Here is a 13,125-nt window from a genome sequence, read left to right on the forward strand (position 1 = left end):
CCCGCTAATCCAGGAAGTCGCCGTGCTTCTCGACGTAGGCCGCGAGGTCGAGCGAGTGCTGGCGCACGAGCCGCTCGGCGAGTTCGGTGTCGCGCTTCTCGAGCGCCTCGATGATCCGCATGTGATCGACGATCGAGCGTGACGCGCGGTCGGCCTGCGAGATCGTCACGCGGCGGATCGCGCGGACGTGGATGAACAGGTTCTCCAGCGTCTGGCCCATCAGATGCGACCCGGACAGGCGGATGATCGCCTGGTGGAACGCGATGTTCGCGTCCGAGTATTCGCCGATGTGCTCGGCCGGCGCGGCGTTGCGGAAGTCGTCGAACATCCGGCGCAATCCCGCGATGTCCTCGTCCGAGGCGTTCACCGTCGCGAGCCGGGCGGCCATGCTCTCGATCGCCGCCCACATCTCGATCATCTCGACGATCTGGCGCTTCGTCTTGCGGACGATGAAGATGCCGCGCCGCGGCGCGGTACGCAGGAGCCCCTCCTGCTCGAGGAGCGTCATCGCCTCGCGGATCGGCGTGCGCGACACACCGAGCGAGCGCGAGAGCTGGCGCTCGTCGATCCGCACCTCGCCGGGGTGCGAGTACACGTCGGCGTCGATGATCGCCTGCTTCAGCGCCGCGTAGGCCCGATCGCGCAGACTCGCTCCCGCCGTGAGCGGCGCGAGCGGCAGCGGGGTCTTGGGGACGGCGATCCGGCCGGGGGGCATCGTCGCTACGCGCCGGAGCATCGCATTGCCGCGCCGTGCGGACGCACGTCGCGGGGACGGCCGAGGCTCCGGAGACGCGGCCGGGACTTCGTATCTTATATATCAGGAACCACGCAGGTCCAAGCCGCGCGGCGGTTGCCCGGGCGGGTTGACACGAACGAAGCGCTGCCGCGCTCGACCGGCAGCGCGTCGGTTGGAGCGACGGCCCTGCTGATCAGGCCCGTCGCGTCGGGGTCATCGATCCGGGCGGCGCACCGACGCGCGGACCGCGCTTCGAGCGGATTGCCGCGTCGAGTCAGTGCCGGTGGGGCGACGTGGCGCCGACGCGCAGGCGGTCGCGCGCCTCGACGATCTCCCGCGCCAGGGCGTCGACGTCGTAGGCCTTCGCGAGATGCGGCCGGTGCCGGCGCAGCCATCCCGCGATCCGCTCGGCCTCGCTGCCCGGGCCGACCAGTTCGCGCATCGTGGCGCTGTCCCAGTGCCAGTCGAGTTCGAGTTCCTCGAACGCCGCGTTGTAGGCCTCGAGTTCGGGATCGGTCTCGAGGATCGGGCGCGCGGGAGCGTGGTGGAAGATCGTGGAAGGGCGGGTCATCATGGCGGCTCCTGGGGTTGCTGTCCGACGAGCGAACCATGGTTCAGCACGAACATAACGTACAGATTAACGCTGTTCTATAATATATAATGTATTGCTTATATTTACTTCGCCGCTCAACCCAACGGACCCCGCGCGCCTCCGAAATGGCCGACGCGTGACCGGGCCGACGCCGAGCCGACGATGAAGCATGCGACGCTCCGCCAGTTCAAGGTGTTCCAGACCGTCGCCCGGCACCTGAGCTTCTCGCGCGCCGCCCTGGAACTGCACTTGACGCAGCCCGCCGTCTCGGCCCAGATCCGTGAACTGGAGGGCCACGCGGGGCTGCCGCTGTTCGAGCGGCTCGGCCGGCGCATCTACCTGACCCCCGCCGGGCGCGAACTGGTCGAGCAGAGCGGGGCCATCCTGCAGCAGTTCCGCGCGGCCGAGGAGGCGATGGACCGCCTGAAGGGCGTCGAGGGCGGCGTCCTGTCGGTCGCGGTGATCAGCGCCGGCGACTATTTCTTCCCGCGCCTCCTCGCCGCGTTCGCGCACGAGCACGCGGGTGTGCGGATCGAACTCGCCGTGCACAACCGAGAGGGGCTGCTGCGGCGACTCTCCGACAATCTCGCCGACCTCGCGGTCATGGTGCGCCCGCCCGAGGAGGAGGACCTCGTCGCCGAAGCGTTCGCGCCGCACGCCTATGTCATCGTCGCCGCGCCCGACCACCCGCTCGCCGGCGCGAAGCGCATCCCGTTCGCGCGCATGCTCGCCGAGCCCTTCGTCGTGCGCGAGCGCGGATCCGACACCTGGAACTCGATGCGCGATGCGTTCGGATCGCGGTTCGGCGCGGTGAAGGTCGCGATGGAGATCGGCAGCAACGAGACGATCAAGCAGTCGGTCATCGCCGGGTTCGGACTGGGCTTCCTGTCGTCGCACGCGATCGCGCTCGAGCGGGCCGTGGGTGCGCTCGCGGTGCTGGACGTGGTCGGCTTTCCGGCGATGCGCCATTGGTACGTCGTGCGCCACCGCCGCAAGCGCCTGCCGCCGGTGGCCGCGGCCTTCAAGGCCTTCCTGCTGGAGCACGGGGAGCGTCTGATCGACGGCTACCTCAAAGCGAGCGGTTCGCCCGCCGGCACGTCGGCCGCCTGATCGCGCTCCAATGTCGATCGGGCGCCTCTATTGCGCCGCAGCATCGGAACCGCGAACTCCTGCGTCAATGCGTGCTGCATTGCCGCATCGCATTTCCGGCACTTCCGCGTCGAATCGCGTTGACACCGCGCTGATATATCAAATACCTTATCTCGGAACGCCGGGGTGTTCGATGTCCTTGCCGTTGTCGCGTGCCCGGCCGCGAACGAACCCCGATCCACTCGCCTGACTACGCCGCACGCCCGAGTTCGATCCCGGCACGGATCGGGACCGGCGCGCGGCACCGTCGCCGGAGGAGCGCATGAACGACCACGCGGTGAAGTCCGCCCCCGCAGCAGCCCCCGCGACGCACGCGGCCGCGGCGCCGGCGCAGGAGACCGACGGTTTCCAACTCGTCATCGACGCGCTGAAGCTGAACGGCATCGACACGATCTTCGGCCTTCCCGGCATTCCGATCACCGACCTCTCGCGCCGCATGCAGAAGAGCGGCATGCGCGTGATCGCGTTCCGGCACGAGCAGAGCGCGGGCTACGCGGCGTCGATCGCGGGATTCCTCACGCAGAAGCCGGGCATCTGTCTCACGGTGTCGGCGCCCGGGTTCCTGAACGGACTCACCGCGCTCGCGCACGCGACGACGAACTGCTTCCCGATGATCCTGTTGAGCGGCAGCTCCGAGCGGGAGATCGTCGACTTGCAGCAGGGTGACTACGAGGAGATGGACCAGCTCGCGATCGCGAAGCCGCTCGCGAAGGCCGCGTTCCGCGTGCTGCACGCCGAGGACATCGGCGTGGGCGTCGCGCGCGCGATCCGAGCGGCGGTGTCGGGACGCCCCGGCGGCGTCTACCTCGACCTGCCGGCGAAGCTCCTCCCGCAGGCGATGGACGCCGTCGCCGGCAAGGCCTCGCTGATCAAGGTCGTCGACCCGGCGCCGCGCCAGATTCCGGCGCACGACGCGATCGTGCGCGCGGTCGACCTGCTCCGCTCCGCGAAGAAGCCGCTCATCATCCTCGGCAAGGGCGCGGCGTACGCGCAATGCGACGCCGACGTTCGCGCGCTGGTCGAGCGCACCGGCATCCCCTACCTGCCGATGTCGATGGCGAAGGGCCTCTTGCCCGACACGCACGAACTCTGCGCGTCCGCCGCGCGTTCGTTCGTGCTGCCCGAGGCGGACGTCGTGGTTCTCGTCGGCGCGCGCCTCAACTGGCTCCTGTCGCAGGGCAAGGGCAAGACCTGGGGCGCCGCGAAGCCGAAGGCCTGGGGCGGGCAGACGTTCGTGCAGATCGACATTTCGCCGCAGGAGGCCGACAGCAACGTGCGCATCGACGCGCCGGTCGTCGGCGACCTCGGGTCCTGCGTGGCGGCGATGCTGAAGGAGATCGGGTCGTCGTTCCCGAAGCCGCCCGCCGATTGGCTCGCCGCGGTCGCGGAGCGCAAGGCGAAGAACGTCGCGAAGATGGCGGAAACGCTCGCGAAGAATCCGTCGCCGATGAGCTTCCAGAGCGCGCTCGCGGTGGTGCGCGACATCGTCCGCGCCAATCCCGACGCGATGCTGGTGAACGAGGGCGCGAACGCCCTCGACTTCACGCGCTCGATCGTCGACATGCACCAGCCGCGCAGGCGCATCGACGTCGGCACCTGGGGCATCATGGGCATCGGCATGGGCTACTGCGTGGCCGCGGCGGTCGTGACCGGGAAGCAGGTCATCGCGATCGAGGGCGACAGCGCGTTCGGCTTCTCCGGCATGGAGACCGAGACGATCTGCCGCTACGGCCTGCCGGTGTGCATCGTCGTCATGAACAACAACGGCGTGTACCGCGGCGACGAGAAGAGCTACGGCGGCAGCGCCGATCCGTCGCCGCTCGTCTTCGTCAAGGACGCGCGCTACGAGAAGATGATGGAGGCCTTCGGCGGCGTCGGCGTGCACGTGAGGACGCCCGACGAGCTGCGCCGCGCGATGGAGGAAGCGATCCGCACGCGGCGCCCGACGCTCGTCAACGCGGTCATCGACGAAGGCGGCGGCACCGAGAGCGGCCGCATCACCAGCTTGAATCCGACGGCCGCGAAGAAGGCGTGAGGCCCGCGCGGCGGCCGGACGATCGCAAACACGTCATCGCATAGGGGAACGCATGGGCAAGGCACTGGACGGCGTCCGCATCCTGGACTTCACGCACGTGCAATCGGGACCGACCTGCACGCAACTCCTCGCGTGGTTCGGCGCCGACGTGATCAAGATCGAGCGGGCGGGCGAAGGCGACATCACGCGCGGGCAGCTCCGCGACATCCCGAACGTCGACAGCCTCTACTTCACGATGCTGAACCACAACAAGCGCTCGATCACCGTCGACGCGAAGCATCCGAAGGGCAAGGCGGTCATCGAGTCGCTGGTGAAGCATTGCGACGTGCTGGTCGAGAACTTCGCGCCCGGCGCGCTCGACCGCATGGGCTTCACCTGGGAACACATCCAGAAGCTCAACCCGCGGATGATCGTCGCCTCGGTCAAGGGCTTCGGGCCCGGTCCCTACGAGGACTGCAAGGTCTACGAGAACGTCGCCCAGTGCGCCGGCGGTGCGGCCTCGACCACCGGCTTCGACGACGGTCCGCCGCTCGTGACCGGCGCGCAGATCGGCGACTCGGGCACGGGCCTCCACCTCGCGCTCGGCATCGTCGCCGCGCTCTACCAGCGCAAGACGACCGGTCGCGGCCAGAAGGTGCTCGCGGCGATGCAGGACGGCGTGCTGAACCTGTGCCGCGTGAAGCTGCGCGACCAGCAGCGCCTCGATCGCACGCACGTGATGGAGGAGTACCCGCAGTACCCGAACGGCAAGTTCGGCGAGGCGGTGCCGCGCGCGGGCAACGCGTCGGGCGGCGGACAGCCGGGGTGGATCCTCAAGTGCAAGGGCTGGGAGACCGATCCGAACGCCTACATCTACTTCATCACGCAGGCGCCGGTGTGGAAGGACATCTGCGAGGTCATCGGGCGGCCCGAGTGGCTGTCCGACCCGCGCTACGCGACGCCGAAGGCGCGCCTGCCGCACCTCTCGGAGATCTTCGGCGAGATCGAGAAGTGGACGATGACCAAGACCAAGTTCGAGGCCATGGACATCCTGAACGAGCACGACATCCCCTGCGGCCCGATCCTGTCGATGAAGGAGATCGCCGAGGAGCCGTCGCTGCGCAAGACCGGCACCGTCGTCGAGGTCGATCACCCGACGCGCGGCAAGTACCTGACGGTCGGCAATCCGATCAAGCTCTCCGACAGCCCGACCGAGGTCAAGCGCTCGCCGCTCCTGGGCGAGCACACCGACGAGGTGATGGCGGAGCTGGGCTACACGAAGGATCAGGTCGCGGCGCTGCGCGCCGAGAACGTCATCTGAGGGAGACGCATTCATGGCCGCTTCGAAGAAAGCCACCGTCCGCAAGCTGCTCGACGCGGTGAGAGCCGCGGGACGCGATTCGCTCACCGCGCCCGAGGGCAAGGCGGTGTGCGACGCGTACGCCATCCCGGTGCCGCAGGAAGGGCTCGCGAGGACCGCCGCCGAAGCGGCGAAGCTCGCGACGAAGATCGGCTACCCGGTCGTGCTGAAGATCGTCTCGCCGCAGATCCTGCACAAAACCGAGGCCGGTGGCGTGCTGGTCGGCGTGAAGAACGCCGCCGACGTGAGGAAGGGCTTCGGGGCGATCATGGCGAGCGCGAAGAAGTACGACCGCAAGGCCGAGCTCGTCGGCGTGCAGGTGCAGCAGATGGTCGGCGGCGGCCAGGAGGTCATCGTCGGCGCGGTCACCGACCCGTCGTTCGGCAAGCTCGTCGCGTTCGGCCTGGGCGGCGTGCTGGTCGAGGTGATGAAGGACGTGACCTTCCGCCTCGCGCCCGCGTCGAAGGAGGACGCGCTGTCGATGCTCGACGGCATCGCGGCGGCCGAGATGCTGAAGGGCGTGCGCGGATCCGAGCCGGTGAACCGCGCGGCGCTCGCGACGCTGATCCGCAACGTGAGCCAGCTCGTCGCCGACTTCCCCGAGATCTCGGAGATGGACCTGAATCCGGTGTTCGCGACGAAGAAGGGCGCGATCGCCGCGGACGTGCGCATCGTGTGCGACTGGAATCCGCCCGCGCCGCGCTACCGGCCGAAGCACGACGACATCGTGCGCGACATGAACCGGATCATGAAGCCCGACGCGGTCGCCGTCATCGGCGCGTCCGGCGAGGCCGGCAAGATCGGGAACTCGGTCATGAAGAACCTGATCAACGGCGGCTACCGGGGGAAGATCTACCCGATCAACCCCTCGGCCGACGAGATCATGGGGCTCCAGGCGTACAAGAGCGTCAGGGACGTCCCCGGCGCGATCGACGTCGCGGTGTTCGCGATCCCGGCGAAGTTCGTCGCCTCGGCGCTCGTCGAGTGCGGCGAGAAGAAGATTCCCGGCGCAGTGCTGATCCCGTCGGGCTTCGCCGAGACCGGCAACGTCGAGGGCCAGCAGGAGATCCAGGCGATCGGGCGCAAGTACGGCGTGCGCCTGATGGGGCCGAACATCTACGGCTTCTACTACACCTGGAAGAACCTCTGCGCCACGTTCTGCACCGCCTACGACGTCAAGGGCCACGCGGCGCTGTCGTCGCAGTCGGGCGGGATCGGGATGGCGATCATCGGCTTCTCGCGCTCGGCGAAGATGGGCGTCTCGGCGATCGTGGGCCTCGGCAACAAGTCGGACATCGACGAGGACGACCTCCTCACGTTCTTCGAGCAGGACGACAACACCCACATCATCGTCCAGCACTGCGAGGACCTGAAGGACGGCCGCGCGTTCGCCGAGGTCGCGAAGCGCGTCAGCCGCAAGAAACCGGTCGTGGTGCTGAAAGCGGGCCGCACCAGCATGGGCGCGAGGGCCGCGAGCTCGCACACCGGCGCGCTCGCCGGCAACGACAGGATCTACGACGACGTGTTGCGCCAGGCCGGCGTGATCCGCGCGAAGGCGCTGCGCGAGATGCTCGAGTACGCGCGCGCGATCCCGAAGCTGCCGACGCCGAAGGGCGAGAACGTCGTCATCATCACCGGCGCGGGCGGCTCGGGCGTGCTCCTGTCGGACGCCTGCGTCGACAACGGACTCAAGCTGATGGCGATGCCGGGCGATCTCGACGCGGCGTTCCGCAAGTTCATCCCGCCGTTCGGCGCGGCCGGCAATCCGGTCGACATCACCGGCGGCGAGCCGCCGAAGACCTACCAGAACACGATCCGGCTGGGCCTCGAGGACGACCGCATCCACTCGCTCATCCTCGGCTACTGGCACACGATCGTGACGCCGCCGATGGTGTTCGCGAAGCTCGTCGTCGAGGTGGTCGACGAGTTCCGCGCGAAGGGCATCCACAAGCCGGTCGTGGTCTCGCTCGCGGGCGACGTCGAGGTCGAGGAGGCCGCGGAGTATCTGTTCGACCACGGCATCCCGGCGTATCCGTACTCGACCGAGATGCCGGTGATGGTGCTGGGCGCGAAGTACCGGTGGGCCCGCGGCGCGGGACTCGTGTGACCGCGGGGCACGGGGCGTCTTCGAATGCGTTAACGTGTGCGGTATCCGCGTGCCGCGGACCGGAACGGGTCCAGAAAGTCCGCACGGCGGCCAGTGAAGCACGAACCCCAGGAGGATTCATGGAACGCAAAGCATTTCGCCGGGCCGCGGTCGCGGCCGCACTCGCTGTCACAGCCGCCGCGTGGCAGGCGCCCGCGCTGGCCTGGGAACCCACCAAGCCGGTCGAGTTCATCGTGCCCGCGGGCACCGGCGGCGGGGCCGACCAGATGGCGCGCTTCCTGCAGGGCGTGGTCGCGAAGCACAACCTGATGAAGCAGCCGTTCGTCGTCGTCAACAAGTCGGGCGGCGCAGGCGCGGAAGGCTTCCTCGACGTCAAGAACGCGAAGGGTGATCCGAACAAGATCATCATCACGCTCTCGAACCTGTTCACGACGCCGCTCGCCACCGGCGTGCCGTTCAACTGGAAGGACCTGACACCGGTCGCGATGCTCGCGCTCGACGAGTTCGTGCTGTGGGTCAACGCCGAGACGCCGTACAAGACCTCGCAGGACTACGTCGCGGCGATCAAGGCGGGCGACAGCGGCAAGTTCAAGATGGCCGGCACCGGGTCCAAGCAGGAGGACCAGATCATCACGGTCGCGCTCGAGAAGGCGGTCGGCAAGAAGCTGACCTACGTGCCGTTCAAGGGCGGCGGCGACGTGGCCGTGCAACTCGTCGGCAAGCACGTCGACTCGACCGTGAACAACCCGATCGAGGCGATCGCGCACTGGCGCTCCGGCGCGCTGCGTCCGCTGTGCGTGTTCGACACCAAGCCGATGCCCTATCCGGCGAAGGTCACGGCGACGATGTCATGGCAGGACGTCCCGACCTGCAAGTCGCAGGGTCTCGACGTCGAGTACACGATGCTGCGCGGCATCTTCATGCCGCCGGGCGTGCCGCCGGAGGCGGTGGCGTTCTACGTCGATCTGTTCAAGAAGGTGCGCGAGCTGCCCGAGTGGAAGAAGTACACCGAGGACGCCGCGTTCAACACCACCTTCATGACCGGCAAGGAGTTCGTCGACTGGGTCGGCAAGGCCGAGACGACGCACAAGCAACTGATGCAGGAAGCCGGGTTCCTGGCGAAGTGACCGGCGCCGCGGGCGGCGGGGTCCTGCCCCCGCCCCCCGCGCGCCATCGGTGGATCGCGCCGCGGCGACGCGGAAGCGGCCAGCATGGAGGAGAAGTCGCCGTGAGCGAACCGTCACAGGAGGTTTCCGCCGCCGGCCGCGGGCTCATGACCCGCTGGGTCGAACTCGTGTTCGCGCTCTTCATCATGCTGGGCGGCGCGATCGTGGTGTTCGACAGCGTCCGGCTCGGCGCGAGCTGGGGCAGCGACGGTCCGCAGTCCGGCTACTTCCCGTTCCTCGTCGGGATGGCGCTGCTCCTTTCCAGCGCGTGGATCGCGGGTTCGGTACTCGTCCGCTGGCGCGCGCTCGCCGACAGCGTGTTCGTCGAGTGGAACGCGTTGAAACCGGTGCTGAAGATGCTGCTGCCGACCGCTGCGTACGTCATCGTCATCCGGCTCCTGGGTCTGTACGTGGCCTCGGCGATCTTCATCGGTTTCTTCATGATCTGGCAGGGCCGCTACCGGATCGCCACGGCGCTCGGCGTCGCGATCGGCGTTCCGGTGCTGCTGTTCCTGCTGTTCGAGGTGTGGTTCCTCGTGCCGCTGCCCAAGGGCCCGGTCGAGAATCTGCTCGGTTATTGATTGACGCGCCGATGAAGCACGACCGGCCCCCGGAGGGCCGCACGATCTTCGTTTCCGGCGGGCGCGGGTCGCCGCCGCGAAGCGACGCATGGAAGACAAGCCGAGCGCCCGGCCACGGGGCCGGCATCGGACGCACGTTCACTCCTCGAGGCTGAGCCCTTGGAAGACATCGGCAACCTGCTGCACGGTTTCGCGGTCGCCCTGACCTGGCACAACCTGCTGTTCATGCTCGTCGGCATCCTGCTCGGCGTGCTGATCGGCGTGCTGCCCGGACTGGGCGGGGCGAACGGCGTCGCGATCCTGCTCCCGCTCACCTTCTCGATGTCGCCGACCTCGGCGATCATCATGCTCTCGTGCATCTACTGGGGCGCGTTGTTCGGCGGGGCGATCACCTCGATCCTGTTCAACATCCCGGGCGAACCCTGGTCGGTCGCCACGACCTTCGACGGCTACCCGATGGCGCAGCAGGGCCGCGCCGGCGAAGCGATGACCGCGGCGTTCACCTCGTCGTTCGTCGGCGCGTTCATCGCCGTGCTGGTCATCACCTTCCTCGCCCCGCTGGTCGCCAAGTTCGCGCTCAGGTTCGGACCGGCCGAGTACTTCTCGGTCCAGTTCCTCACCTTCTGCAGCTTCATCGGCATGAGCCGGGAGCCGGCCGCGAAGACGATCGCCGCGATGATGATCGGGTTCGCGCTGGCCGCGGTCGGCCTCGACACCGTGACCGGCCAGCTCCGCATGACCTTCGGCCACACCGAACTCCTGCAGGGCTTCGACTTCCTGATCGCGGTCATCGGCCTGTTCGGCCTGGGCGAGATCCTGCTCACGATGGAGGAAGGGCTCGCGTTCAAAGGCGCGAAGGGCCGCATCAGCCTGGGCGTCGTGCTCGAGACCTGGAAGAAGCTGCCGCGCTACTGGATGACCTCGCTGCGAAGCTGCCTGATCGGCTGCTGGATGGGCATCACGCCCGGCGGCGCGACCCCGGCCTCGTTCATGAGCTACGGCATGGCCCGGCGCATGTCGAAGGACCGCGACGCGTTCGGCAAGGGCAACCTCGAGGGCGTGGTCGCGCCGGAGACCGCCGCGCACGCCGCCGGCACCAGCGCGCTGCTGCCGATGCTGACGCTCGGCATCCCCGGCTCGCCCACCGCCGCGGTGCTGCTGGGCGGCCTGCTGATCTGGGGCCTGCAGCCCGGGCCGCTGCTCTTCGTCGAGAAGAAGGAGTTCGTCTGGGGCCTGATCGCGAGCATGTACCTCGGCAACCTCGCGGGCCTCCTGATCGTGCTGACGACCGTGCCGTGGTGGGCGGCGATCCTGCGCATCCCGTTCTCGATCATCGCCCCGGTCATCGTGGTCATCTGCGCGGTCGGCGCGTACACGGTCCACAACAACATGTTCGACGTCTACATGATGGTGGTGTTCGGCGTGGTCGGCTACTTCTTCAAGAAGCTCCGTTATCCGCTCGCCCCGCTGGTGCTGGCATTGGTGCTGGGGGACATGGCCGAGACGGCGTTCCGGCAGGCGATGCTGCTGTCGAACGGCAGCGTCGCGATCTTCTGGTCGAACGGACTGGTCGGGTCGATCATGACGCTCGCCCTCGTGCTCCTGTTCTGGCCGGTGGTGTCCGGCGGCCTGGCCGCGTGGCGGCGGCGCCTGCGCGCAGCCGAGAATGCCGCGCCGGTCGACTGAAGGCCGTGACGGCGGAACTCCGACGATGACGCGCTCCACGGTGGTCGACACCTCGATGATCGACGCGCGACGCGACCGGCGCGGCGCGCCGAAGGGCCGCGTCGTCGATCCCGCCGCGCTCGGCGAGATTCGCGCACTGCTCGCCGACGCCCCGCGCCGCCGCGACCTCCTGATCGAGTTCCTGCACAGGATCCAGGATGCGCACGGCTGCCTCTCCGCGGACCACCTGGTCGCGCTCGCGCACGAATTGAAGCTCGCGCCGACCGAGGTCTACGAGGTCGCGACCTTCTACCACCACTTCGACGTGGTGAAGGAGGGCGACGCTCGCCCGCCTGCGATCACCGTGCGCGTGTGCGAGACGCTGTCGTGCAGCATGGCCGGTGCGCCGGCGCTGCACGCGGCGATCGAGCGGCTGGGACTGAAGGACGTGCGCGTGATCGGCGCGCCCTGCGTCGGGCGCTGCGAGGAGGCGCCGGTCGCGGTCGTCGGCCGCCACGCGATCGGTCGCGCGTCCGCGGACGCGGTGGCCGACGCGGTGCGCGAGCGCCGGCTCGAACAGCCGATCCCGCCCTCGGCCATCGCCTGTGCCGACTACCGGCGTGACGGCGGCTATCGCACGCTCGTCGAGTGCGTGAACGGCGAGCGTTCGCCGGACGCCGTCATCGCGGAACTCGAGCATTCGTCGCTGCGCGGACTCGGCGGCGCGGGATTCCCGACCGGGCGCAAGTGGAAGATCGTGCGGGCGGAACCCGCGCCGCGCCTGATGGCGGTCAACATCGACGAGGGCGAGCCGGGCACGTTCAAGGACCGCCACTACCTCGAACGCGATCCGCACCGCTTCCTCGAAGGGATGCTCGTCGCCGCGTGGGCCGTCGGCGTCGATGCGGTCTACGTGTACCTGCGCGACGAATACGCCGGGTGCCGCGCGCTGCTCGAACGCGAGATCGCCGCGTTGCAGCGCGACCCCCCCTGCGCGCTGCCGGAGATCCACCTGCGCCGCGGTGCCGGCGCGTACATCTGCGGCGAAGAGTCCGCGATGATCGAGTCGATCGAGGGCAAGCGCGGGATGCCGCGGCTCCGCCCGCCCTACGTCGCGCAGGTGGGGCTGTTCGGCCGGCCGACGCTCGAGCACAACATGGAAACGCTCTACTGGGTGCGGGACATCCTCGAGAAGGGCGCCGAGTGGTTCGCCGCACAGGGGCGCCACGGGCGCAAGGGCCTGCGCTCGTTCTCGGTGTCGGGCCGGGTGAAGACGCCCGGCGTGCACCTCGCGCCGGCGGGCATCACCGTGCGCGAACTGATCGACGAATACTGCGGCGGCATGGCCGACGGCCACACGTTCTACGGCTACCTGCCCGGCGGCGCGTCGGGCGGCATCCTGCCCGCGTCGATGGGCGACCTCCCGCTCGACTTCGACACGCTGCAGCCGCACGGCTGCTTCATCGGCAGCGCGGCGGTCATCGTGCTCTCGCAGCACGACCGTGCGCGCGATGCCGCGGAAAACCTGATGCGCTTCTTCGCCGACGAATCCTGCGGCCAGTGCACGCCCTGCCGCGTGGGCACCGAGAAGGCCGCGACGCTGATGGCGCGGCCGCGCTGGGACACCGCGCTGCTGGGCGAACTGTCGCAGGCGATGGCGGATGCGTCGATCTGCGGGCTCGGGCAGGCGGCGCCCAACCCCCTCGCCTGCGTGGTCAAGTACTTCCCGCACGAGCTGGAGGCGTAGACTCTCCC

10 protein-coding genes are annotated in these 13,125 nt (G+C 68.8%); 8 read left to right on the forward strand and 2 right to left on the reverse strand.

What is annotated here, in order from left to right:
• Positions 1-4: 4 nt before the first annotated feature.
• Both HS109_11280 and HS109_11285 read right to left on the reverse strand, forming a co-directional pair.
• Entirely contained in the window at positions 5-715 is a 711-nt protein-coding gene (locus tag HS109_11280; GenBank protein ID MBE7522952.1) for a GntR family transcriptional regulator, read from the reverse strand.
• A gap of 295 nt (positions 716-1,010) precedes the next feature.
• Positions 1,011-1,307, reverse strand: coding sequence for a hypothetical protein (locus HS109_11285; GenBank protein ID MBE7522953.1), 297 nt, complete (start codon positions 1,305-1,307; stop codon positions 1,011-1,013).
• Positions 1,308-1,490: 183 nt separating this feature from the next.
• Here HS109_11285 and HS109_11290 point away from each other — a divergent pair, with 183 nt between their 5' ends.
• The 8 genes from HS109_11290 (at position 1,491) to HS109_11325 (ending at position 13,117) form a co-directional block, all read left to right on the forward strand.
• Entirely contained in the window at positions 1,491-2,438 is a 948-nt protein-coding gene (locus HS109_11290; GenBank protein ID MBE7522954.1) for a LysR family transcriptional regulator, read from the forward strand.
• Positions 2,439-2,739: 301 nt separating this feature from the next.
• Positions 2,740-4,512: an oxalyl-CoA decarboxylase gene (gene oxc / locus HS109_11295; GenBank protein ID MBE7522955.1), complete on the forward strand. Its 1,773-nt coding sequence runs from the start codon at positions 2,740-2,742 to the stop codon at positions 4,510-4,512.
• 52 nt (positions 4,513-4,564) lie between these two features.
• Positions 4,565-5,812, forward strand: coding sequence for a formyl-CoA transferase (gene frc / locus HS109_11300; GenBank protein MBE7522956.1), 1,248 nt, complete (start codon positions 4,565-4,567; stop codon positions 5,810-5,812).
• Between the two features lie 13 nt (positions 5,813-5,825).
• Complete coding sequence (locus tag HS109_11305) at positions 5,826-7,958, forward strand: acetate--CoA ligase family protein (protein MBE7522957.1); 2,133 nt, start codon at positions 5,826-5,828, stop codon at positions 7,956-7,958.
• A gap of 119 nt (positions 7,959-8,077) precedes the next feature.
• Entirely contained in the window at positions 8,078-9,085 is a 1,008-nt protein-coding gene (locus tag HS109_11310) for a tripartite tricarboxylate transporter substrate binding protein (protein ID MBE7522958.1), read from the forward strand.
• Between the two features lie 146 nt (positions 9,086-9,231).
• Positions 9,232-9,705: a tripartite tricarboxylate transporter TctB family protein gene (locus HS109_11315; GenBank protein ID MBE7522959.1), complete on the forward strand. Its 474-nt coding sequence runs from the start codon at positions 9,232-9,234 to the stop codon at positions 9,703-9,705.
• 159 nt (positions 9,706-9,864) lie between these two features.
• The gene (locus HS109_11320) at positions 9,865-11,391 is read left to right on the forward strand and encodes a tripartite tricarboxylate transporter permease (protein ID MBE7522960.1); all 1,527 of its coding nucleotides are present in this window, start codon (positions 9,865-9,867) and stop codon (positions 11,389-11,391) included.
• 25 nt (positions 11,392-11,416) lie between these two features.
• Positions 11,417-13,117, forward strand: a complete 1,701-nt coding sequence (locus tag HS109_11325; GenBank protein ID MBE7522961.1) for an NAD(P)H-dependent oxidoreductase subunit E — start codon at positions 11,417-11,419, stop codon at positions 13,115-13,117.
• The last annotated feature ends 8 nt before the right edge of the window (positions 13,118-13,125 follow it).

The organism is Burkholderiales bacterium, assembly GCA_015075645.1.
In the GTDB taxonomy this organism is placed as follows: domain Bacteria; phylum Pseudomonadota; class Gammaproteobacteria; order Burkholderiales; family Casimicrobiaceae; genus VBCG01.

What these genes read in the sequence shown, in the direction of transcription:
- HS109_11280 (MBE7522952.1), bottom strand. Translation starts at nt 715, where the DNA reads ATGCCCCCCGGCCGGATCGCCGTCCCCAAGACCCCGCTGCCGCTCGCG.
- HS109_11285 (MBE7522953.1), bottom strand. Translation starts at nt 1,307, where the DNA reads ATGACCCGCCCTTCCACGATCTTCCACCACGCTCCCGCGCGCCCGATC.
- HS109_11290 (MBE7522954.1), top strand. Translation starts at nt 1,491, where the DNA reads ATGAAGCATGCGACGCTCCGCCAGTTCAAGGTGTTCCAGACCGTCGCC.
- oxc (MBE7522955.1), top strand. Translation starts at nt 2,740, where the DNA reads ATGAACGACCACGCGGTGAAGTCCGCCCCCGCAGCAGCCCCCGCGACG.
- frc (MBE7522956.1), top strand. Translation starts at nt 4,565, where the DNA reads ATGGGCAAGGCACTGGACGGCGTCCGCATCCTGGACTTCACGCACGTG.
- HS109_11305 (MBE7522957.1), top strand. Translation starts at nt 5,826, where the DNA reads ATGGCCGCTTCGAAGAAAGCCACCGTCCGCAAGCTGCTCGACGCGGTG.
- HS109_11310 (MBE7522958.1), top strand. Translation starts at nt 8,078, where the DNA reads ATGGAACGCAAAGCATTTCGCCGGGCCGCGGTCGCGGCCGCACTCGCT.
- HS109_11315 (MBE7522959.1), top strand. Translation starts at nt 9,232, where the DNA reads ATGACCCGCTGGGTCGAACTCGTGTTCGCGCTCTTCATCATGCTGGGC.
- HS109_11325 (MBE7522961.1), top strand. Translation starts at nt 11,417, where the DNA reads ATGACGCGCTCCACGGTGGTCGACACCTCGATGATCGACGCGCGACGC.